Genomic DNA, 21,546 nt, shown 5'->3' with positions numbered 1-21,546 from the left:
GCGACCTGCGATCGCGTCCATGCCCCCCTCGCCCCCCCCCTGGCGCGCTTGACGGCGATGGGATCGCGCAAGGACACTCCCCGCGATGGAACCGGGAAGGGGGATCGGGCTTGGCCTTCCTCGCGCTTGATGGGCTGACCGCCAGCTATGGCGGCAAGGCGGATGTGCTGAATGACGTCACGCTCCGCTTCGCGAAGGGCGAGGTGGTGGGGCTGATCGGGCCATCCGGGTCGGGGAAGTCATCCCTGCTGCGCGCCCTGGTCGGGCTGCTGAAGCCGCGCGCGGGTCGCGTGACCATCGGGGATGAGGTGGTGGACTACGCCAGCCGCGCCAGCCTGCGCGCGGCGCGGGACCGCTTCGCCATCGTCTTCCAGCAGTACAATCTGTTCCAGAACATGACGGCGCTGCGCAACGTCGCCATCGCGCCGACCCTGGTGAAGAAGCGCCCCTCCGCGCAGGTGGAGGAGGAGGCGCGCGCGCTGCTGACGAAGGTGGGGCTCGGCGCGAAGTTCAACGCCTATCCGGACGAATTGTCGGGCGGGCAGCAGCAGCGCGTCGCCATCGCGCGGGCGCTGGCGCTGCATCCCGACATCCTGCTGCTGGACGAGGTCACCAGCGCGCTCGACCCCGAACTGGTGAATGAGGTGCTGGATACGATCCGCGCCCTGCATGCCGAGGGGATGACGATGCTGATCGTCAGCCATGAGATGGCCTTCATCCGCGAAGTCGCGACCACCGTCGTCTTCATGGACCAGGGCCGTGTCGTCGAAGTGGGGCCACCCGCGCAGATCTTCGACGCGCCACAAAGCCCGCGCCTGAAGGAATTCACCGCGAAGATCCTGCGGCACTGAAGCGCGCCCCGCCCCACCCCGGGGCCCGACAAGGAACACCCTGATGCCCTACCTCCCGCCCGGCTCGCACCTGCTGAAGGGCGCCATCGACTGCCATGTGCATTGCGCGCCGCACCTCAACGGCCGCAGCGTCAATGTGTTCGAGGCCGTCCGCCAGGCCGCCGCCGCCGGCATGAAGGCCATCGGCATCATGTGCAACTTCCAGAACACCTCGGGCTTCGCGGCGCTGGCGAATGACGAACTCGGGCATCTCGGCTGTCACGCCTTCGGCGGCGTGATCATGCAGCCGACGGCGGGCGGCGTGACGCTGGAAGTGGCCAAGGCTGCCATCGGCTACGGCTACGGCCCGGGCACGGGGGCGCGCTTCGTGTCCCTGCCCACGCACCACACCCGCTACATCGCGGAACGCGAGGGCCGCGGCCCGGCCTTCCTGGAGACCACCTTCCAGGTGCCGGAGAACAACGTCGTTCCCGATGTCGTCTGCGCCATCATGGATCTCTGCGCCGAGCGCGACGTGGTGTTCGATTGCGGCCATGTCTCCGGCCGAGAAGCCGTGGCGCTGGCGGAGGAGGCGAAGAAGCGCGGCGTGACGCGGATCCGCACCCACGGGTCGCGCTACAGCACGGACCAGATCGCCGCCATCGTGGCGCTGGGCGGCTATGTGGAGCTCAGCTTCTTCATCCTGACCCATGCGACGCAGGTCGGCCTGACCCATGTGGATGAGGAGAAGCACAAGATCTCCTCCGCCAGCACCATCCAGGATTTCACGCCACGCATCCGCGCCGCGGGCGATCGCTGCATCCTCTCCTCCGACGCCGGCGTCTTCCTGCTGCCGCCGCCGGTCGAGGCGTTTCGCGAATACCTTCTCCTCGTGCAGAGCGAGGGATTCAGCGATGCGGAGCTGCGGCGGATGACCTCCACCAACCCCGCCGCGCTGTTCGGCATCGATTAATGCGCGAGTAGGACAGGCAGCGTCATGCGGGCGAGGATGCCGCGTGTGACGCCGCCCAGCACCATTTCCCGCAGCCGGGAATGGCCATAGGCGCCCATCACCAGCAACCCTGCCCCCAGATCGGTGGCGCTGTTCAGCAGCACGTCGGATTCGCGGATCTCGTTCGCGACCGTGTGCTGCGCCGTGGCGGCGACGCCATGGCGGGCCAGGTGCAGGGCGATGTCGGCGGCGGGCACATCGCCATGGCCACCGATGCCCTGGCGGGGATTCACCGCCAGCACGCGCACCTGGTCGGCGGCCTGCAGCAGGGGCAGGGCATCATGCACCGCGCGGGCGGCTTCCTTGCTGGCATTCCAGGCCACCAGCACGGTCTGCGGCGTGGGTGTGAACGACCCCGCATAGGGCAGCATCAGCACGGGCCGGCCCGCGGTGAACAGCACGGCTTCCAGGATCATCTCATTGATCGTGGCCTGGGCGTTGCCGGGCTCCGGCTGGCCGAGCACGGCGAGGTCCGCGTAGCGCGTGTGCAGCGCCACGGCCTCCGGTGGCATGTCCATCGCCTCGCGCCATTCGCCCTGCAACCCGTCGCGGCGGATGCGGTCCTCGAAGGCGGCGCGCATGCGCGCGGCGTCGGCCTCCGCCGTCTTCCGCAACTGCGCCAGCAGCAGGCCGAGCGAAGCGCCGCCCATGTCGGAGGTCAGGCCGAGGGGCAGCCCGCCCTCCACCGCATGCAGCCCGACCAGATGCGCCCCGTGCCGCGCCGCCAGCCCCGCGGCGTAGTCGAGCCGCGCCATGGCGTGATCGGTGCCGTCCAGATGCACCAGCAGGTCCTTGAAGGCCATGTCGCGGCTCCTTGCCCATTGGCGGGGCAGGTTGCGCGCCGGCGCGTCTTCGGGCCTTGATCGGCATCAAGCATCACGCCGCCTTGATGGCGGCACGGACCTTGCCTGGAAGGCGCCCATGACCGACGAAGACCTTGAGGCCCACGCCCGTGCCACCGCCGCCCTCCTTGGCCTGCCCATCGCGCCGCACCAGATGCCGGGCGTGATCGCAGGGCTGAAGGTCGCGGTCGCGGCGGCGGCGCTGATCGAGCGTGTGCCCCTGACCGAGGCGGAGGAGGCCGCCCCGGTGTTCCGGGCATGAACGCCGCCCGCACCGCCGCGGCCATCCGCGCCGGCACGACGACGGCGGTGGCGGTGGTGGAGGCCACGCTGGCCGATATCGCCGCGCGGGATGGCGCGCTGACCTGCTTCACCGCCGTCACCGCCGACCGTGCGCGGGCGGAGGCCGCGGCGGTGGATGCCGCCATCGCGGCGGGCCGCGATCCCGGCCCGCTGGCCGGCGTGCCGCTGGCCGTGAAGAACCTGTTCGACCTGGAAGGACTGCCGACGCTCGCGGGATCGAAGATCCGGCGCGATGCGGCGCCGGCAATGCAGGATGCCTTCGCCGTGCAGCGTCTGCGCGCGGCCGGGGCGGTGGTGATCGGCGCCACCAACATGGATGAATTCGCCTTCGGCTTCTCCACGGAAAACGCCCATGCGGGGCCCACGCGCAACCCGCATGATCCCGCGCGCATCGCCGGCGGGTCCTCCGGCGGGTCGGCGGCGGCGGTCGCGGCGGGGCTCACACCGATCGGCATCGGCAGCGACACCAACGGGTCCATCCGCGTGCCGGCGGGGCTCTGCGGCATCTGGGGGCTGAAGCCGACCTATGGGCGGCTGTCGCGCCGCGGCGCCCATCTGTTCGCCGGCAGCTTCGACCATGTCGGCCCCTTCGCGCGCAGCCTCGATGACCTGGCGCTGGTCCATGACGCCATGCAGGGGGAGGACCCCGCGGACCCCGCCCAGGCGCCGAGGGCGATCGAGCCGGTGAGCGGCCTGCGGGGGCTGGGGGGCATCCGCTTCGGCATCGCCGCCGGCTATTTCGAGCGGGGTGGCCACGCCGAGGCCCTGGCGCCCGTCGGGCTGGCGGCGGCGGTGCTCGGCGCCACCACCCGCATCGCGCCCGATCTGGTGGCGGAGGGGCGGGCCGCGGCGATGCTGATCACCCTGGCGGAGGGGGCGAACCTGCACCTGCCGTCGCTGCGTCGTCGCGCCGATGACTTCGATCCGCTGACGCGCGACCGTTTCCTGGCGGGCGCCCTGCTGCCCGCGCATTGGATCACCCAGGCCCAGCGCGTGCGCGCCGCCTGGGCACGGGCGGCGTCACGCATCTTCGACATGTGCGACGTGCTGGTGGCGCCGCTGCTGCCCTGCGTCGCGCCGCCGATCGGCACGGCGGTGATGGAGGTGGATGGGGCGACGGTGGCGGCGCGGCCGCATCTCGGCGTCTATACCCAGCCCTTCTCCGCCATCGGCCTGCCGGCGATGGCCGTGCCGCTGGCGGACCCCGCCCGCGCCGGCGCCACGCTGCCGGTCGGGCTGCAACTCGTCGCCCCGCCCTGGCGGGAGGATCTGCTGTTCCGCGCCGCCGCCGCCCTGGCCGATGCCGGCCTGGCCGGCTGCCCGACCCCGCCCCCCTCGTGAAAAAGGACCAAGCCTGATGGACATCGATATCCCCGAGGTGGTGGCCGAGGTCACCGCCGCCTTCCAGCGCTACGAGGTCGCGCTGGTGACGAATGACGTCGCGGTGCTGGACGAGCTGTTCTGGAACGACCCGCGCACCATCCGCTACGGCGCCGGGGAGATCCTGCACGGCTATGAGGAGATCATGGCCTTCCGCGCCTCCCGCCCCTCGGTCGGGCTGGAGCGTGAGCTGGTGCGGACCGTCATCACCACCCATGGCCGCGATTTCGCGACGGCCAACACGACCTTCTCCCGCAATGGCCGGATCGGCCGGCAGAGCCAGACCTGGGTGCGGATGCCGGAGGGCTGGCGCGTCGTTTCCGCGCATGTGTCGCTGATGCCGGGCTGACGTCGCCGCGATTCGTTCAATCGCGCGTGATGATGCGTTGCGATGCCCCCTTGGCGGAGGGCGTCGGCGGCGGGCTGCTGGTAAGGAGGGGGTGGAAGCCGACCACGCCACTCTCCCCCTCCTGCACGAGAATCCGGCCCCTTGCCCAGCTTCGCGCCGAACCTCGCCCCGCCAGGCGTCTGCATGCTGGTGGACCCTGACCTGGCCTGGCTGCACCTGCTGTCCGATGTGGGGACGGGGCTGGCCTATCTCTCCATCCCCGCGGCGCTGGTCGTCTTCGCGCTGCGGCGGCGGGACCTGGCCTATCCCTGGATCTTCGGGCTGTTCGCGCTGTTCATCATCGCCTGCGGCACCACGCATCTGGCCCATGCCTGGACGATGTTCCACCCGAACCCGCTGGCGGAAGGGCTGATCAAGGCCTTCTGCGCGGCCGTCTCCATCGCGACCGCCATCACGCTCTGGCCGCTGCTGCCCCGCCTGCTGGCGCTGCCGAGCCCGGCGGCCCTGGCGCGGGAGGTCGAGGAGCGCCGCGCGGCCGAGGCGAGGGCGCTGGACAGCGAGGCCCGGACCGCGGCCTTCATCACCAACCTGGCGGAAGCGCTGTTCGTGCTGCGGGTGGAGCGGCAGGGCGCGGCTTTCGTGACGGAAACCGTCAACCCCGCCTATGAACGGTTGTTCGGCCTGCCGGCGGCGCAGGTGGTCGGAAGGGATGCGCAAGCCGGCTTCATCCCGGGCATCACCGAACGCGTGCTGCCGCATTGGCGCCACGCGGTGGAAACCGGGGCGGTACAGCACTACGAGATGGAGGCCGAGACGCCAGGCGGCCACCGCGTCTGGCAGACCGTGCTGGTGCCGATGCGCAATGCGGAAGGCGAGGTGGAGCGGCTGCTCGGCAGCGCGCGCGACATCACGGAGACGCGGCGCCTGCAGGCGGGGCTGGTGGAATCGGCGCGGCTTGCGACCATCGGCACCATGTGCGCGGGCCTGGCGCATGAAACGAGCCAGCCGCTCAACGCCGCCCTGCTGTGGCTGCGCCATGCCCGCCATGCCGCGACGGGGGTGATGACCGAACAGGGCGCGCGGCTGATGGCGGCGATCGGCGTGGTGGAAGGCCAGCTGCGCCGGGCCGGCGACCTGGTCGGCCGCATCCGCGGCCTGGCGGCGGCGCATGCCGGGGCTGCGGAGACCTTCGATGCCACGGCCGTGGTCGGTGCCGCGGTGCGGACCGCGGATGGGCAATACGCGCCGGATGGCATCGCGCTGTCCTTCTCCGCCCCGTCGGCCGCCCTGGCCGTGACGGGCACGCCCGCCGGGCTGGAACAGGCGGTGCTGCACCTGCTGTCCAATGCCCGCGACGCCGTGCTGGAAGCCCGCGCGGCCGGGGCCGCGGCGCCGGCCCGCATCGCCGTCTCCCTGCGCCAGGCCGGGCGGCAAGCGGTGATCGAGGTGCGGGACAACGGCCCGGGCGTGCCGGAGGCGCTGCGCCAGTCGATCTTCGATCCCTTCTTCACCACCAAGGAACCGGGCCATGGCAGCGGGCTCGGCCTGTCGCTGGCCGCCGCGGTGGCGCGCGGGATGGGCGGTGGCATCGCGGCCGCGAACCTGCCCGAGGGGGGCGCCTGCTTCACCATGACCCTGGCGATCGCCGAACCTACCGCCGATGGGCTGGCGCCCCTGCCGGTCGCCTGCTGATGGCCTCCATCGCACGCCGGATCCTCGTGGCGGAGGATGAGGGGCTGGCCGCCATGGCGATCGAGGATGAACTCCTCGCCCAGGGGTATGAGGTGGTGCTGGCCCCGGATGGCCAGGCGGCGATGGAAGCCGCGGCGCGCCAGCCGCCGGACCTGCTGCTGACGGACCTCCGCATGCCGCGGCTGGATGGCGCGGGGCTGATCCGCGCGCTGCGCGCCACCCGGCCGGACCTGCCGGTGGTGGTGATGACGGGCTATGCGCCCGCCGGCGGGCAGGAGGCGTTCCGGCGCGACGGGGAGGCGCCGGTGAGCCTGTTTTCCAAGCCGCTCGACATGGATGCGGTCCTCGCGGAATTGCGGCGGCTGCTGCCCGGTTGACCGGGGCCGCCCGCCGGTGCGAAGCCAGCAGCGGAAGAACCGGGGAGGCTGGGCATGGCGGATAGCGGGGCTGGGTCGCCCTTCGCGGCATTCTCCCTGGCCGGGCGCGTCGCGCTGGTCACGGGCGCCTCCGGCGTGCTCGGCCGCCACTTCGCCCGCGTGCTGCATGGCGCGGGCGCCTGCGTGGCGATGGGGGCGCGCAAGCCGGCCGCGCTGCGCGGCCTGGCGGAGGAACTGGGGGAGGGCGCGCGTGCCGTGGCGCTGGACGTGACGGAGGATGCCTCCATCGCCGATGCCCTGGCCGTCACGGAACGCGCCTTCGGGCCGGTGGACATCCTGGTCAACAATGCCGGCATCGCCACCACACGCCCTTTCCTGGACCACACGGCGGAGGATTGGGACCAGGTGATGGCGGTCGATCTCCGCGGTGCCTTCGCCGTGGGGCAGGCGGTGGCGAAGCGCATGGTGGCGGCCGGCAAGGGCGGCAGCATCGTCAACATCGCCTCCATCCTGGCGGAGCGCGTGATCCCCGGCGTCGCCGGCTATTCCGCCGCCAAGGCCGCGCTGGTGCATCTGACGCGGCAGATGGCGGTCGAACTCGCCCGCCACCGCATCCGCGTGAACGCGCTGGCGCCGGGCTACATCGCCACCGAGATCAACCGCGACTTCTTCGCCAGCGAGGCCGGCCAGGCCATGGTGAAGCGCATTCCGCAGCGCCGGCTCGGCAGCGTCGATGACCTGACGGGCCCGCTGCTGCTGCTGGCCAGCGAGGCCGGCGCCCATATGACGGGCAGCGTCGTCACAATCGATGGCGGCCATTCCGTCAACGCCCTCTGACCGGAGCACCCCGCATGGATTTTCGCCTGCCGCCCGAGATCGTGGATGTCCAGCGCCGTGTGCGGACCTTCGTGGATGAGAGGCTGATCCCGCTGGAGGCGGATCGCGCCAATTACGACGAGCATGAGAACATCCATCCTGATGTGCTGAAGCGGATGCGGGCTGAGGCCAAGGAAGCGGCTCTGTGGGCGCTGCAGATGCCGAAGCACCGCGGCGGCGGGGGGCTGGGCAAGGTCGGGATGGCCGCGTGCTATGAGGAGATGAACCGATCCATCTTTGGCCCTGTCGTCTTCAACAGCGCGGCGCCCGATGACGGCAACATGCAGGTGCTGGAGAAGGTGGCGACGGAGGCGCAGAAGACGCGCTGGCTGCAACCCATCGTCGATGGCGCCGTGCAATCCGCCTTCGCGATGACGGAACCCGATGGCTGCGGCAGCGACCCCGGCCTGACCTATACGAAGGCTGAGCGCGTCGGCAACGACCGCTGGCGCATCACGGGGCGCAAGCACTACATCACCGGCGCCGGCGAGGCGAAGCACTTTCTTCTCATTGCCCGCACTTCGGACGATGCGCGTCGTGGCCTTACCTGCTTCCTGTTCCATGCGGACCAGCCGGGGTGGGAGATCGTGCGGCGCATCCCGATCATGGGGCCGGAGGAGCATGGCGGGCATTGCGAACTTCGCTTCGACGGGCTGGAGATTCCCGACGAGAACCTGCTGATGGGCGTGGGCGACGGGCTGAAGGTGACGCAGATCCGCCTCGGCCCGGCGCGGTTGACCCACTGCATGCGCTGGCTCGGCATGGGGCGGCGGGCGCTGGAGATCGCGATGGAGCGGATCGCGACCCGGGAAAGCTTCGGCCAGAAGCTGATCGACCGCGAAAGCGTGCAGGGCCTGGTGGGCCAGGCGGCGATGGAACTGGAGATCGGGCGCCTGCTGACGATGAAGGCGGCCTGGGTGCTGGACCAGGGCGGCTTCGCGCGGAAGGAGGTCTCCATGGCGAAGATCGTCGTGGCGGATGCGCTGCACAAGGCCGTGGATACGTCGCTGCAACTGCTGGGCGCGCGGGGCTATTCCAAGGACACGGTGGTGGAGTGGATGTACCGCTACGCCCGCCAGGCCCGCCTGGTGGATGGCGCGAGCGAGGTGCATCGCATGGTGCTGGCGAACTTTCTCCGGCGCGAGGGCCGCGACTTCTTCGAGTGGGGCGCGCATGGATGAGGCGCGGCTGCGCGACTGGCTGGCGCGCGAGACGGGCGACGAGACGCTTCGCATCACCGCGCTGACGCGGCTGTCGGGCGGCGCCATCCAGCAGAACTGGGCGCTGGACGTGGCGATGCGCGACGGCGCGAAGCGCTGGGTGCTGCGGACGGATGCGCCGGCGGTGCTGGCCGTGTCGCTGCCGCGCGCGGCGGAATACGCGCTGCTATGCGCGGCGCGGGATGCGGGGGTGACGGTGGCGGCACCGCTGTTCCTCTGCGATGACACGGGCGTGACCGGGCGGCCCTTCTTCGTGATGGGGCGCGTGGAGGGCACCGCTGCCGCGCATCGCGTGGTGAAGCAGGCGGGCGCGCAGGGTGATGCCATCGTCGCGGCGCTAGGCCGCGAGTTGGCCCGCATCCATCGGATCGTGCCGCCGCGCGGGGACCTCGGTTTCCTCGGTGATCCGCCGGCCGATGCGGCGCGGGCGATGATCGACGCCATGCGGGCACGGCTGGACGCGGCCGGGACGCCGCGGCCGGTGCTGGAATGGGGGCTGCGCGCGCTGGAACGCGCGGTGCCCGCACCCGTGCCGCCGGTGCTCTGCCACCATGATTTCCGCACCGGCAACATCATGCTGGACGGCGCGCGCGTTTCCGCCGTGCTGGACTGGGAATTCGCGGCCTGGGGGGACCCGCACGCCGATCTCGGCTGGTTCTGCGCGAAGTGCTGGCGCTTCGGCGCGGTGGCGCGGGAGGCCGGCGGCATCGGCGCGCGGGAGGCCTTCTATGCGGGCTATGAAAGCGAGTCCGGCACGCGCATCGACCGCGCGCGGATGCCGTGGTGGGAGTTGATGGCGACGATCCGCTGGGCCGTTATCGCGGCCGACCAAGCGGCGCGGCATCTCTCGGGCCAGGAACGCAGCCTGGAACTGGCGCTGACCGGGCATATCGTGCCGGAGCTGGAACTGGACGTGCTGGCGATGGTGGAGGCGCTGTGATGCTGGAAGAACCCGACGGTGCCGACCTGCTGGCCACGGCGCGGGACGTGGTGTTGCTCGAGATTCTGCCGGCCCTGCCGCCGGAGAAGGCGATGGCGGCGCGGATGGTGGCGGCCGCGATCGCGCTGGCGCTGCGGGAACGGGATGCGGTGGCGCCGCCGATGCCGGATCTGGCCGCGCTGGCGGCGGCGATCCGCGAGGGGGAGCATGATCCCGGAACGCCGCACCACGACGCCACCGCAGCGCTGTTGCGGGACTATGCCCGTGCCCGCGCGGCGGTGAGCGCGCCGAAGGCGCTGGGCGCTACGGGCTGAACCGCGCGCCCTTGTGGCCGTCCAGCCGCGGTGCGCCCGCGCGGGGCTTTGGGCGCTCGCCGTCGAAGGACACGGGCAGGGCGGTCACCGTGAAGTCTTCGCCCGGTGGCGTGACCAGCATGCCGATGGCCTTGGCCTGCGGTTCCTCCAGCATCTCCGGGATGGTGTTGATCGGCGCGCAGGGCACGCCGGCAGCGACCAGCCTTTCCAGCCACTCCGCGCGGGGGCGCTGACGCATGGCGTCGCGCACCAGCGCCAGGCATTCGGCCTTGTTCGCCAGGCGCAGGCGATTGGTGGCGAAGCGCGGGTCCTGGGGCCATTCGGGATGGCCGAGCTCGGCGGCGAATTTCCGGAACAGCCGGTCATTGCCGCAGCACACCAGCAGCGGGCCGTCGGACGCGTCGAAGCTCTCATAGGGCACGAAGCCCGGATGGCCGCTGGCGTGGCGTTCCGGCAGCTTGCCCTGGTTCACATAGGCGCCGACCTTCTGCCCGGCCCAGAGGAACGCCGTCTCGAACAGCGAAGTGTTCACCACGCAGCCGCGGCCCGTGCGGGCGCGCTGCTGCAGCGCGGACAGCGCGCCGATCACGGTCCACATGCCCGTGCCCTGGTCCACGACGGAAGCGCCCATGCGCACAGGCGGGCCATCCGGTTCGCCGGTGATGGCGTTCAGCCCGGCGAAGGCCTGCAACAGCGGTTCATAGCCCGGGCGGTCCTTCAGCGGTCCCTTGTGACCGAAGGCGCCCATGTTGCAGTAGATCAGCTGCTTGTGGCGCTCGGTCGTCGCATAGGGATCGAGGCCGAGTGCCTCCGGCACGCCGGGGCGCATGTTGTGGACGAGGATGTCGGCTTCATCGAGCAGCGCATGCAGCGCCGCCATTCCCGCTTCCGACTTGAGGTCGAGCGCGATGCTCCGCTTGCCGCGGTTGAACTCGTGAAAATTGAAGGCATCGCCGTGGCGGAAGGCGACGCCCATCTGGCGGGCATCGTCGCCGCCTTCCGGCTTCTCCACCTTGATCACGTCCGCGCCGAGATCCGCGAAGATCGCCCCGGCGAAGGGGCCGGAGAGGACCTGGCCGATCTCGATGACCTTGATGCCGTGAAGGGGCGCGCTCACTCCGGCTGGATCCCCGCCTGGCGCGCGACGCGCGTCCATTTCTCGATCTCCGCCAGTGTGAAGTCACGCAGATGGTCGGACGATCCGGTCAGCGGTTCCGTCGCATCGGCGCGAAGCCGTTCCGTCACGGCGGGCAGGGCCAGGATCTCCCGCAGCTTCGCGTTCAACTGGTCCACGATCTCCCGCGGCGTGCCGGCCGTGGCATAGACCGCGGTCCAGGTGCCGAGTTCGTAGCCCGGCAGGTTGCCGGCCTCCGCCACCGTCGGCAGGTCCGGCATGGCGGAGATGCGGGCGCCCGCGGTGACGGCGAGTGCCCGCACGCGGCCTTCCCGCACCTGGGGGATGGCGGTGGTGGTGTCGCAGAACATCAGCGGCAGGGTGCCGGAGATGACATCGGTGATGGCCTGCGGATTGGCGCGGTAGGAGACATTCTCCATGTCGATCCCCGCCATCGACTTGAACATCTCCCCCGCCATGCGGCTGGACTGGCTGCCGCTGCCGAAGCTGAGTTTCCCGGGGTTGGCGCGGCCATAGGCGATGAGGTCGCCGATGCTGCGGATGCCAAGGTTGTTGTTGACCACGACGAGCATGGTGGAGACGCCGAGCAGCGCCACCGGCTCGAAATCCTTGATGGGATCATAGGGCAGGCGCCGGAACAAAGCGGGGTTCGATCCATGCGTGGTGTTGGAGGTGAAGAGCAGCGTGTAGCCATCGCCGCGGGCGCGGGCGACGGCCTCCGCCGCGATGAAGCCATTGGCGCCGCCGCGATTATCCACCACGACGGGCTGGCCCCAATCCTGCGCCATGCGTTCGGCGAAGATGCGCGCGCGCAAATCCGTCGCGGCGCCGGCGGCGAAGGGGACGATGAAGCGGATGGGGCGGGAGGGATAGCGTTCCTGCGCCAGCGCGGGCGCGGCGGCCAGCAGCGGCAGCGCGAACAGCGAACGACGGGCGATCATCACGCGGCCTCCCGCTTCGGCGCGCGGTATTTCGCCAGCGACCCCGCATGCATCACGCGGCCATTCAGGCGGCGGCCGATGATGCGCTCCGCCATCTTCGCGCATTCGACCAGCGCTTCGAGGTCGATGCCTGTCTCGATGCCAAGTTCGTGGCACATGAACACCAGGTCTTCCGTGCAGACATTGCCGGCGGCGCCGGCATCGCCATGGGCGGCGAAGGGGCAGCCGCCAAGGCCCGCCACGCTGCTGTCGAAGAAATCGACGCCCATGTCGAGCGCGGCCATGACATTGGCGGTGCCGATGCCGCGCGTGTCGTGGAGGTGCAGCCCGATGCGCACATCCGGCAGCGCATCCCGCACCATGCCGACCAGGCGCCTTGTCTGGTCCGGATTGCCCCAGCCCATCGTATCCGCGAGGAACACGGCCGGCAGCTTGTGGCCGCGTTCCGCGCAGATGCCCTGCGCGAATTTCGCCATCGCCACCACGCGGTCGGGCGGGATCTCGCCTTCGTAGTTGCAGCCGAAGGCGGCCATGATGATGGCGAATTCGGGTTTCACCCCGGCCTCGTCATACAGTTCCAGCCAGCGCCGCTGCCGCTCCGCCATCTCCTGCGCCGTGCAGCCATTGTTCTTCTGCGCGAAAGCGTTGGAGGCGTAGAGGGAAATCTTGCCGGAGAGGTCCACGCCGGGCGTGGCCTTGGCGCGGTGGAACCCCTGTTCGTTCAGCCAGAGGCCGGCGTAGTGCACGCCGGGCTTCTTGCGGATGGCGGCGAAGAAGGCCTCGCTGTCGGCCATCTGGGGGACGTGCTTCGGGCTGACGAAGCTCGCGACCTGGATGTGGTGGAGGCCCGTTTCGGCCAGGGCCTCCACCAGTTGGACGCGTTGTTCCAGCGGGAAGATCGTCTTCTCGATCTGGAAGCCCTCGCGCGGCCCTTCCTCCCGGAATTCCACGCGCTTCGGCCGGTCTGCCATGGCCATTTCCTCCGTGATACTGGCCGGTATCGTCGCGCCGATGGGCGCGCGGTTCAAGGCGCGCCGATGGGCGCGCGGTTCAAGGCGCGCCGATGGGCGCGCGGTTCAAGGCGCGCCGATGGGCGCGCGGTTCAAGGCGCGGGGTGGATGGTGCCGGTGCAGGCACCGAAGCCGATGCTGACGAAACCGTCGCGGCGGGCGCGGGCCAGCAGCGTGACCTCGTCGCCATCCTCCAGGAAACGCCGCGTCTCCCCGGAGGCCAGCGTCAGCGGCTCCCGCCCACCCCTCGTGATTTCCAGCAGCGATCCGTAGCCCGAGACCTCCGTGGTGGAGATCGTGCCCGTGCCGCAGAGATCGCCGGGGTTGAGGTTGCAGCCGCCGCTGGCGTGGTGCGCGACCAGTTGCGCGGGGGTCCAGTAGAGCGCGCGGGCGTCCGACAGGCCCAGGCGATGCGGCGGAAGCCCCTTCGCGGCCAGGCCTGGCGTCATCAGCAGCACCTCCAGTTCCAGCGCCATTGCGCCCTCTGCCTGGTCGGCCTGGTCCCAGAGATAGGGCAGCGGCGCGGGATCGCCTTCCGGCCGCTTCGCCTGCGCCACGCGGAAGGGCGCCATCGCCTCCGGCGTGATGATCCAGGGGCTGATGGTCGAACAGAAGCTCTTGGCCAGGAAGGGGCCAAGCGGCTGGTATTCCCAGCCCTGGATGTCCCGCGCGGACCAGTCGTTCAGCAGGCAGAAGCCGGCGATGTGGTCGGCCGCTTCCCTGATCGGGATCGCCTCCCCCAGCTTGTTGCCCGGGCCGATCCAGATGCCGAGTTCGAGTTCGTAGTCTAGGTTGCGGGAGGGGCCGACGCTCGGCACCGTCTCGTTCGCCGGCTTCCGCTGGCCGTTGGGACGCCGCACGGGGTGGCCGGACGGCACGATGGAGGAAGCGCGGCCGTGATAGCCGATGGGGACGTATTTGTAGTTCGGTAGCAGGGGATTGTCGGGCCGGAACATCGCCCCCGCATTCATGGCGTGCTGGATGCCGGCGAAGAAATCCGTGTAGTCGCCGATCCGCGCGGGCAGGTGCATGGTGCAGGCCGTGGCTTCGTGCAGCAGGGGCGTGACCTGCGCCTCGAACCGCGAACCGGCCTCCAGCAGAGTGGCCAACTGGGTGCGGAGCGCGCGGCGCGGGCCGGTGCCGAGTGCCAGCATGGCGTTCAGCGCGCCGCCCTTCGCGGTGCGGGCCGCCACATCGGCATCCCCGCAGAAGAGGTGGGCCTCGGCCGCCGCTTCCAGGTCCAGGATCATGTCCCCGATCGCGACGCCGGCGCGCGGCGCGCCGCCGGGTGGCGAGAAGACGCCGAAGGGCAGGTTCTGGATGGGGAAATCCGCGTGGCCATTGGCGGAGGCCACGAAGGATTGCCGTGCCGCGTCATGCGTATCGTCGAGAGCCATGGTCGTTCCCCAAGCCGTTCGGCCCAGGGCAGCACAGCCCGGCCATCCCGTGAAGTCCGGCTGTCTTGCCGCAGGCGCCATCCCTTGCCACGCTGCGCCCCAACAGCGTCCGGATATCAGCCATGAGCCTTCGCGGCAGCGCCTGCATCGTCGGCGCCTTCGAACACCCCACCCGCAAGGCGGAAGACAAATCCGTCGCGCAACTGCATGCGGAGGTCGCCTGGGGCGCGCTGCAGGATGCGGGGCTGAGCAAGGACGACATCGACGGCTATGTCTGCGCGGGCGATGCGCCGGGGCTCGGGCCGCTGTCGATGATCGACTACATGGGCCTTGATCGGCTGCGCTACGCCGACAGCACCGATCTCGGCGGCTGTTCCTATATCGCGCATGTCGCGCATGCCGCGGCGGCCATCAAGCTCGGCCGCGCCAACATCGTGCTGATCACGCTGGCGGGGCGGCCGCGCAGCGAGGGCCAGGCCGTCGGCACCGGCGCGCGGGCGCAGAACCCGAACGTGCCGGACGACCAGTTCGAGGTGCCCTTCACCAAGACCACGGGCACCAGCTACGCGCTCTGCGCCATGCGGCACATGCATGAATACGGCACCACCAGCGAACAGCTGGCCTGGATCAAGGTCGCCGCCAGCCACCACGCCCAGCACAACCCCCACGCCATGCTGAAGAAGGTGGTGACGGTGGAGGATGTGGTGAATTCGCCGATGGTGTCGGACCCCCTGCATCGCCTGGATTGCTGCGTCATCAGCGATGGTGGCGGTGCGCTGATCGTGGCGCGGCCGGAGATCGCGCGCAGCCTGAAGCGCCCCGTGGTCACGGTGCGCGGCACCGGGGAGACGGCGCAGGGCGAATTCGGCGGCTACCGCGACCTGACGAGCAGCGGCGCGGCGCTGACCGGCGCGCGCGCCTTCGGGGAGGCCGGCGTGACGCCCGCCGACATCCACTACGCCAGCATCTATGACAGCTTCACCATCACCGTGCTGATGCAGCTGGAGGACCTCGGCTTCTGCGCGAAGGGAGACGGAGGAAGGTTCGTCAGCGACGGCAACCTCATCAGCGGCGTGGGCAAGCTGCCCTTCAACACGGATGGCGGCGGGCTCTGCAACAACCACCCCGCCAATCGCGGCGGCATGACCAAGGTGATCGAGGCGGTGCGACAATTGCGGGGCGAGGCCCATCCGGCGGTGCAGGTGCCCGGCTGCACGCTCGCGCTGGCGCATGGCACGGGCGGGCTGCTGGGCCACCGGCATGGCAGCGCGACCCTCATCCTGGAACGGGAGTGACACCCATGAGCGAGAAGCTCTTCGCCGCCCCCGTGGCCGATCCCACCAGCAAGGCCGTCTGGGATGCCGCGCGGCAGGGCAGGCTGATGATCGGGCTCTGCCGGGATACCGGCCGGCACTTCTGGTATCCGCGTGGCGTGTCGCCGTTCACGCTGTCGCCCAACGTGGACCTGGTGGAGGCGAGCGGCGCGGGCACGGTCTACAGCTACACCATCCTGCGCGCCGGCGGGCCGACCTGCGCAGCCTATGTGGAACTCGCGGAAGGCCCGCGCCTGTTCACCAACATCGTGGATTGCGATCTGGAGGCCGTGCGGATCGGCGCGAAGGTGCGTCTGGTGTTCAAGGCCAGCGAGGGGAACGGCGCGCCGGTGCCCTGTTTCACCCTGGCCTGACCGCGATCAGGACAGCGACAGGCCGAGCGCCCATCCCGTGATGCCGGCGCCGGCCGCGATGCCCGCGGCGGCGCTGGCGCGCGGCCATTGCAGCGGGATCATCGCCCAGAACCAGGTCGCGGCGGCCAGGCCCAGGGCGAATAGCAGGGGCACGCCCAGCAGCAGGCCGCCCGCCATCGTCAGCGTCGCCACCATGGCGCGGTTGCGGATGTGGTGCCCATCCGCGCGATACCATTCGGCCAGGGCCAGCAGCCCCACCACCATCCAGTAGATCATGCCTGCCTCCGCGAGAGAGGCAGCGCAACGTCGTCAGGGGTGGACTGGTTGCATCACGCGCCGATCAGCGGCGCGTGACCTCCGGCGCCGTATGATCGGTGCAGGATTGCGGGTTGGCCCGGCAGGCGGAAGCCGCGCTGCGCGCCACCTGGTCCGTGGTGCAGCCCGCCAAGGCCAGCAGCGCGAGGAGGAGGCAGGCGCGCTTCATCAGTTGAACAGCGTGGAGACGGAGCTTTCCTCGCTGATGCGCTTCATCGCCTCCGCCAGCAGGGGGGCGATGGTCAGCTGCTTGATGTTGCGGCTGACGCGCACGGCCTCGGTCGCCAGGATGCTGTCCGTGACGATCATGTGCTCGATCGCCGCGGCGCCGACGCGCGCCACCGCGCCGCCGGAGAAGACGCCGTGCGTGACATAGACGCTGGCCGACTTGGCGCCGTTCTTCAGCAGCGCCTCCGCCGCGTTGCAGAGGGTGCCGCCGGAATCGACGATGTCGTCCACCAGGATGCAGTGCCGGCCCTCGACCTCACCGATCACGTTCATCACTTCGGAAACGCCGGCGCGGGGGCGGCGCTTGTCGATGATCGCGAGGTCGGTGTGGATGCGCGCCGCGATGGCGCGGGCGCGGACCACGCCGCCCACATCGGGGGAGACCACCATCAGGTCGCGGCCCGCGAAACGCTCCTGGATGTCGCGCGCGAAGAGCGGCGCGGCGAAGAGGTTGTCGACGGGGATGTCGAAGAAGCCCTGGATCTGGGCTGCGTGCAGATCCATCGTCAGCACGCGGTTGGCGCCGGCCGCGGTGATGAGGTTCGCCACGAGCTTGGCGGAGATCGGCGTGCGGGGGCCCGATTTCCGGTCCTGCCGCGCATAGCCGAAATAGGGGATGACCGCCGTGATGCGCCGCGCGCTGCCGCGCTTCAGCGCGTCCAGCATGATCAGCAGTTCCATCAGGTTGTCGTTCGCGGGGTAGCTCGTGGACTGGACCACGAAGACATCCTCGCCGCGGACGTTCTCATGGATCTCGCAGAAGATCTCCATGTCCGCGAAGCGGCGGACGGAGGCCTGGGTGAGCGGGATGCCCAGCGCCGATGCCACCGCCTCTGCAAGCGGGCGGTTGCTGTTGCAGGCGATGATCTTCATGCGACACGAACCCCGGGGGCAAGGGAGGGTGGCGCGCCGGAAACCCGCCCGTCGCGACGGGCGGGTTGGTAGCAACGTGACGGTTGGGTGTCCATCGCGGGCGGATGACGCCCACGCATGGCGGCCCCACCGCCGGGGCCGCCCTCCCGCCATCGGCAGGTATGGTCTACCGCCGCGGGCGGGCCGATCCGGCCGGGGGCGCCGCCGGCGCGCTGGCCGGGGGGGGCGCCGCGGCCGGGCGGGCGCCGATGCCGCCGGCATTGAACACCACGTCCCGCACGCCGCCGGCTGCTTCCTCCGCCACCACGAAGGCGACGTCGCCCCACAGGCCGTTCAGCGTGCCGGCCGGCACCTCGTTCAACTGCGCGACGCGGCCCAGGTCCTGGCCATCCCGGCGGGAGACGGTCCAGACGATCTCCACGCGCTGCATGCCGCGGCCGGCGGGGGCCATCGTCACCTCGCCGGAGACGGCGAAATCGGCCCCTGCGGCCTGGTCCTGCACCTGGAAGCCCAGCGCGGCCAGGCTGTCCTTCATCTTCGCGGTCAGGCTGCGGTTGCCATCGCCGGGCGCGCCGCGCACGGGCAGCAGCCGCATCACCGGCGCGCCGGACCCGGCGGCGCGCTCATCGCCGGTGCGGGCCTGCGCCTCGATGCGGGAGAGGAGGTCCGCCAGCCGTGGCGCGGCTTCCCCGGCGATGCGGGCGAAGAGCTGGGCATTGCCATCGGCCCATTCGCGCGCCGGCACCGGGCGGCCGACCAGCATGCCGAGCGCGACGCCATCCCCGCTGGTCACGGCGAAGCGCGGGGTGACGACGGCACCTTCGCGTTCCACGCCCACCACCAGCTGCCAGTCCAGCGGCAGGGCCGGGCCGGCCACGGCCGGGATCTCCTGCGCCACCAGGGCTTCCGCCATGGCGGTGGCGAGGGATGCGGCATCGGCATCCGTCAGCATCGCCTGGGGGGATGGCGGGATGGCCAGGCGGTAGCCCGGCGGCCGGCGCAACTGCCGCGCCACCTGGCCGGGGCGGCCGCGGAAGGGCTGGGGAAGGTCGCCGCAGGCGGCCAGCGCCAATGGCGCCAGCGCGGCCAGCAGGGCGCGCCGCGCGCTACGCGATGACACAGGAAACCAGCATGGTCAGCATCATCAGTACCATGAACATGACGACGTAGGGCATGGCCTCACCGTGGTATCGCGATGGCGGAGAGTTGGTGGCCGATCGGCCCGCCGCCAGCCAGCGTCCGGCGGCGATGGCTGAAGAAGCGATCCTCCTCCGCCAGGGTATCGATCATCAGGGCGCGGGCTTGCCCGGCCCCGGCGGCGGCCAGCCTGGCCACGCAATAGCCCGCCAGGTCGAATTGCCAGCGATCCTCCCGCCGGCCGGGGGCGAAGAAGCGGGCATCCGCGGCGTCCCGGGCCAGGACCTCGTCGCGCAGATCGGCGCCGACCTCGTAGCTCGCCTGGCCGATGCAGGGGCCGACCAGGGCGGCGATGCGCGCGCGGCGGGCGCCGAGGCCTTCCATGGCGTCGATCGTCGCCTCCAGCACCCCCGCCACGGCGCCGCGCCAGCCCGCATGGGCGGCGCCGACCACCCCGGCCTCCGCATCCGCGAACAGCACCGGCGCGCAATCCGCGGTGACGATGGACAGAACCTGGCCGGGCCGGTCCGTCACCGCCGCATCGGCGCGGGGGCGGGTGGCGTCGTCCCAAGGCGCGCGGCCATCCGCCACCGCGACGCCATGCACCTGGTAGAGGCCCAGCATCTCCCCGGGTGCCGCGCCCAGCACCCCGGCCGCAGCGGCGCGGTTGCGGCGCACGGCTTCCGGATCGTCGGGGGAGGATAGGGAGCAGTTCAGCGAGGCGAAGGCGCCGGTGGAGACGCCGCCCTGGCGCGTGAAGAAGGCGTGCGGCAGGGGCAGGGCGCCGGTCAGGTAGCCGGGGTTCATGGGGTCTCGAATCCAGGCAGGGGGGCGAGGGCAGGGTCGCAGACGGCCAGGGCCTTGAACAGGCGGCCCATGCCTTCCGCCGCCACCAGGCGTTCGGCGCCGGAGAGGATGTCGCCGGCCAGGCGCGGGCGGGACTGGGCCAGCATGGCGGCGCGCGTCATCAGGCCGAGGCGCTGGAGGAACAGCCCCTGCGGCAATGGCCCCTGCGCGACTGCGCCGGCTTCGCGGGCCCGGGTGGCGAGGGCTTCGAAATCGACATGGGCGGTGAGGTCCACCGTGCCGGGGCCGGCCAGGGGATCGATGCCGCCCTGCTGGCCGGAGACCGCCTGCAGGCTCTCGCCCAGGCAGGATTCGGCGGGGCCGTAGTCGATGAACAGCGCCGCGCCGCGCTGGGTGGACAGGCGCCGCGCCAGGGCCTGGATAATGGCCTCCGCCGCTTCGCAGACCTCCCGCACCGCGCCTTCCGGCGCCTCATCCGGCCAGGCGGGCGGGTCGGCGGCGGGGAGTTCGTGAAAGGCGCCGTCCGCGACATGGCGTTCCGCCCAGCCATCGCCGCGGCGGACGAATTGCCGGATGGGCAAGGCATCGAGGAATTCATTGCCCAGCAGCAGCAGCGGGCCGGCGGGCAGGGCGGAGAGATCATCGTGCCAGGCCGCCACGGCATCGCCCAGCGCGCGGCGCTGCGCATCGCGGAGGGCTGGCGAGGTTTCGACCAGGTGCAGCCGCAGCGCGGCCCGGAAGGCGGGTGCCACATCGCCGGCGGCGCGCAGCGCATCGGCCATCAGCGTGCCGCGGCCCGGGCCGCATTCCACCAGCAGCACGGGATCGGGGCGGCCCATCCGGTCCCAGACCACGGCGGCCCAGGCGCCCAGCACCTCCCCGAAGGCCTGGCTGATCTCGGGCGCCGTGGTGAAGTCGCCGCCCCGGCCGAAGGGGGAGGCGGGGCGGGCGTAGTAGGCCGCGACCGCGCGGGCCATGAAGCGGTCGAGGCGTTCAATCCCTTCGGCCATGCCGCTGCCGGTCACGCCGTCACGGCGCGCTTCGACCGCAGGATCAGGAACAGCCCCACGGCGATCATCGGCAGGGACAGCAACTGCCCCATGGTGGCGCCGGCGAAGAGGAAGCCGAGATGCGCATCCGGCTGGCGGAAGAATTCGCCGATGAAGCGCGCTACGCCATAGCCCGCCAGGAAGGTGCCGGTGAGCAATCCGGGACGGTCCCGGAGTGCGGGCTGGCGGACCATCAACTGCAGCAGGATGAGGAGCGCGATGCCCTCCATCCCTGCCTGGTAGAGCTGGCTCGGATGGCGCGGATCGGGGCCGCCGGTCGGGAAGACCATGGCCCAGGGCACGTCGGTGGCGCGGCCCCAGAGCTCGCCATTGATGAAGTTGGCGACGCGGCCGAAGAACAGGCCGATCGGCACGACCGGCGCGATGCGATCCCCGAAGGCCAGCGGGTTCAGGCCCTGGCCGCGGCAGAACCAGATGGCCGCGACGATGACGCCCAGCATCCCGCCATGGAAGGACATGCCGCCCTGCCAGACATACAGCGCCTCATGCGGCGCGGTGATGTAGTAGCCGGGGCGATAGAACAGCACGTAGCCGAGCCGCCCGCCGAGGATGACGCCGAGCGTCGCCCAGGTGACGAAATCATCCACCTGTTCCTGGGTGGCGATTCGCGGCGCGAGCGCCACCATGCGCCGCGCCAGCATCCAGCCGAGCACGATGCCGGCGATATAGGCCAGCGCATACCAGCGGAGCGCGAAGGGACCGATCTCGACCAGCACGGGGTCGATCATCGGGAAGGGCAGGGCTAGCAGCATCAGCCGGTCAACGATTCATCAGGGATCGAGCTTGAGCGTCAATGCCCGCGGGTCGCATG

General features: G+C 71.0%; 25 protein-coding genes. 13 read left to right on the top strand and 12 right to left on the bottom strand.

The window, feature by feature from the left end; translation table 11 throughout:
• Positions 1-110 precede the first annotated feature (110 nt).
• Both BM041_RS17455 and BM041_RS17450 read left to right on the top strand, forming a co-directional pair.
• Positions 111-851, top strand: coding sequence for an amino acid ABC transporter ATP-binding protein (locus BM041_RS17455; protein ID WP_092961146.1), 741 nt, complete (start codon positions 111-113; stop codon positions 849-851).
• Between the two features lie 43 nt (positions 852-894).
• Positions 895-1,803 (top strand): DUF6282 family protein, encoded by a 909-nt coding sequence (locus tag BM041_RS17450; RefSeq protein WP_092961145.1) that lies wholly within the window; start codon positions 895-897, stop codon positions 1,801-1,803.
• Here the strand turns inward: BM041_RS17450 and BM041_RS17445 are convergent.
• Entirely contained in the window at positions 1,800-2,645 is an 846-nt protein-coding gene (locus BM041_RS17445) for a universal stress protein (protein WP_092961144.1), read from the bottom strand. The two genes, BM041_RS17450 and BM041_RS17445, sit on opposite strands and share 4 nt — an antisense overlap.
• A 118-nt stretch (positions 2,646-2,763) precedes the next feature.
• Here BM041_RS17445 and BM041_RS17440 point away from each other — a divergent pair, with 118 nt between their 5' ends.
• From BM041_RS17440 to BM041_RS17400, 9 genes are all read left to right on the top strand, one after another.
• Positions 2,764-2,946: a DUF4089 domain-containing protein gene (locus BM041_RS17440; protein ID WP_092961143.1), complete on the top strand. Its 183-nt coding sequence runs from the start codon at positions 2,764-2,766 to the stop codon at positions 2,944-2,946.
• Positions 2,943-4,328 carry an AtzE family amidohydrolase gene (locus BM041_RS17435; RefSeq protein ID WP_092961142.1) on the top strand — a complete coding sequence of 462 codons (1,386 nt, stop codon included), beginning with the start codon at positions 2,943-2,945 and terminating at the stop codon, positions 4,326-4,328. Before BM041_RS17440 ends, BM041_RS17435 begins: the two co-directional genes overlap by 4 nt.
• 16 nt (positions 4,329-4,344) lie before the next feature.
• Positions 4,345-4,716 (top strand): oxalurate catabolism protein HpxZ, encoded by a 372-nt coding sequence (hpxZ, locus tag BM041_RS17430; protein ID WP_092961141.1) that lies wholly within the window; start codon positions 4,345-4,347, stop codon positions 4,714-4,716.
• 141 nt (positions 4,717-4,857) lie between these two features.
• A complete protein-coding gene (locus BM041_RS17425; protein WP_092961140.1) occupies positions 4,858-6,408 on the top strand; it encodes a sensor histidine kinase in 1,551 nt (516 codons plus the stop codon).
• Positions 6,408-6,785 (top strand): response regulator, encoded by a 378-nt coding sequence (locus BM041_RS17420; protein WP_092961139.1) that lies wholly within the window; start codon positions 6,408-6,410, stop codon positions 6,783-6,785. Before BM041_RS17425 ends, BM041_RS17420 begins: the two co-directional genes overlap by 1 nt.
• 54 nt (positions 6,786-6,839) lie before the next feature.
• A complete protein-coding gene (locus tag BM041_RS17415; protein WP_092961138.1) occupies positions 6,840-7,622 on the top strand; it encodes an SDR family NAD(P)-dependent oxidoreductase in 783 nt (260 codons plus the stop codon).
• A gap of 14 nt (positions 7,623-7,636) precedes the next feature.
• Complete coding sequence (locus BM041_RS17410; protein ID WP_092961137.1) at positions 7,637-8,842, top strand: acyl-CoA dehydrogenase family protein; 1,206 nt, start codon at positions 7,637-7,639, stop codon at positions 8,840-8,842.
• On the top strand, positions 8,835-9,821 hold the full coding sequence (locus BM041_RS17405; protein WP_092961136.1) for a phosphotransferase family protein: 987 nt from the start codon (positions 8,835-8,837) through the stop codon (positions 9,819-9,821). Before BM041_RS17410 ends, BM041_RS17405 begins: the two co-directional genes overlap by 8 nt.
• Positions 9,821-10,135 (top strand): hypothetical protein, encoded by a 315-nt coding sequence (locus BM041_RS17400; protein ID WP_092961135.1) that lies wholly within the window; start codon positions 9,821-9,823, stop codon positions 10,133-10,135. The genes BM041_RS17405 and BM041_RS17400 overlap by 1 nt, the downstream gene beginning before the upstream one ends.
• Here the strand turns inward: BM041_RS17400 and BM041_RS17395 are convergent.
• The 4 genes from BM041_RS17395 to fahA form a co-directional block, all read right to left on the bottom strand.
• Positions 10,125-11,252, bottom strand: a complete 1,128-nt coding sequence (locus BM041_RS17395; protein ID WP_217648749.1) for a CaiB/BaiF CoA transferase family protein — start codon at positions 11,250-11,252, stop codon at positions 10,125-10,127. The genes BM041_RS17400 and BM041_RS17395 overlap by 11 nt on opposite strands.
• On the bottom strand, positions 11,249-12,211 hold the full coding sequence (locus BM041_RS17390; RefSeq protein ID WP_217648748.1) for a Bug family tripartite tricarboxylate transporter substrate binding protein: 963 nt from the start codon (positions 12,209-12,211) through the stop codon (positions 11,249-11,251). Before BM041_RS17390 ends, BM041_RS17395 begins: the two co-directional genes overlap by 4 nt.
• Positions 12,211-13,182, bottom strand: coding sequence for a hydroxymethylglutaryl-CoA lyase (locus BM041_RS17385; RefSeq protein ID WP_092961133.1), 972 nt, complete (start codon positions 13,180-13,182; stop codon positions 12,211-12,213). The genes BM041_RS17390 and BM041_RS17385 overlap by 1 nt, the downstream gene beginning before the upstream one ends.
• A gap of 131 nt (positions 13,183-13,313) precedes the next feature.
• Complete coding sequence (gene fahA / locus BM041_RS17380; protein WP_092961132.1) at positions 13,314-14,618, bottom strand: fumarylacetoacetase; 1,305 nt, start codon at positions 14,616-14,618, stop codon at positions 13,314-13,316.
• Positions 14,619-14,740: 122 nt separating this feature from the next.
• Between fahA and BM041_RS17375 the strand changes: the two genes are divergently transcribed.
• The gene (locus BM041_RS17375) at positions 14,741-15,913 is read left to right on the top strand and encodes a thiolase domain-containing protein (RefSeq protein ID WP_092961131.1); all 1,173 of its coding nucleotides are present in this window, start codon (positions 14,741-14,743) and stop codon (positions 15,911-15,913) included.
• Between the two features lie 5 nt (positions 15,914-15,918).
• Positions 15,919-16,305, top strand: coding sequence for a Zn-ribbon domain-containing OB-fold protein (locus BM041_RS17370; RefSeq protein ID WP_092961130.1), 387 nt, complete (start codon positions 15,919-15,921; stop codon positions 16,303-16,305).
• 6 nt (positions 16,306-16,311) lie between these two features.
• Here BM041_RS17370 and BM041_RS17365 read toward each other — a convergent pair whose 3' ends face one another.
• The 7 genes from BM041_RS17365 to lgt form a co-directional block, all read right to left on the bottom strand.
• On the bottom strand, positions 16,312-16,581 hold the full coding sequence (locus BM041_RS17365; protein WP_092961129.1) for a hypothetical protein: 270 nt from the start codon (positions 16,579-16,581) through the stop codon (positions 16,312-16,314).
• A 64-nt stretch (positions 16,582-16,645) separates the two neighbouring features.
• On the bottom strand, positions 16,646-16,789 hold the full coding sequence (locus tag BM041_RS30665; protein WP_175533998.1) for a hypothetical protein: 144 nt from the start codon (positions 16,787-16,789) through the stop codon (positions 16,646-16,648).
• Entirely contained in the window at positions 16,789-17,721 is a 933-nt protein-coding gene (locus BM041_RS17360; RefSeq protein ID WP_092961128.1) for a ribose-phosphate pyrophosphokinase, read from the bottom strand. The genes BM041_RS30665 and BM041_RS17360 overlap by 1 nt, the downstream gene beginning before the upstream one ends.
• Positions 17,722-17,887: 166 nt before the next feature.
• On the bottom strand, positions 17,888-18,841 hold the full coding sequence (locus BM041_RS17355; RefSeq protein WP_092961127.1) for a hypothetical protein: 954 nt from the start codon (positions 18,839-18,841) through the stop codon (positions 17,888-17,890).
• Between the two features lie 59 nt (positions 18,842-18,900).
• The gene (pgeF, locus tag BM041_RS17350) at positions 18,901-19,665 is read right to left on the bottom strand and encodes a peptidoglycan editing factor PgeF (RefSeq protein ID WP_092961126.1); all 765 of its coding nucleotides are present in this window, start codon (positions 19,663-19,665) and stop codon (positions 18,901-18,903) included.
• Entirely contained in the window at positions 19,662-20,675 is a 1,014-nt protein-coding gene (locus BM041_RS17345) for a class I SAM-dependent methyltransferase (protein WP_092961204.1), read from the bottom strand. The genes pgeF and BM041_RS17345 overlap by 4 nt, the downstream gene beginning before the upstream one ends.
• A gap of 11 nt (positions 20,676-20,686) precedes the next feature.
• Positions 20,687-21,487 carry a prolipoprotein diacylglyceryl transferase gene (lgt, locus tag BM041_RS17340; protein WP_092961125.1) on the bottom strand — a complete coding sequence of 267 codons (801 nt, stop codon included), beginning with the start codon at positions 21,485-21,487 and terminating at the stop codon, positions 20,687-20,689.
• Between the last annotated feature and the right edge of the window lie 59 nt (positions 21,488-21,546).

The organism is Falsiroseomonas stagni DSM 19981 (assembly GCF_900114315.1).
GTDB lineage: Bacteria > Pseudomonadota > Alphaproteobacteria > Acetobacterales > Acetobacteraceae > Falsiroseomonas > Falsiroseomonas stagni.
Note: the sequence above shows the minus strand (reverse complement) of the source record. Positions and strands in the feature narration are given on the sequence as shown.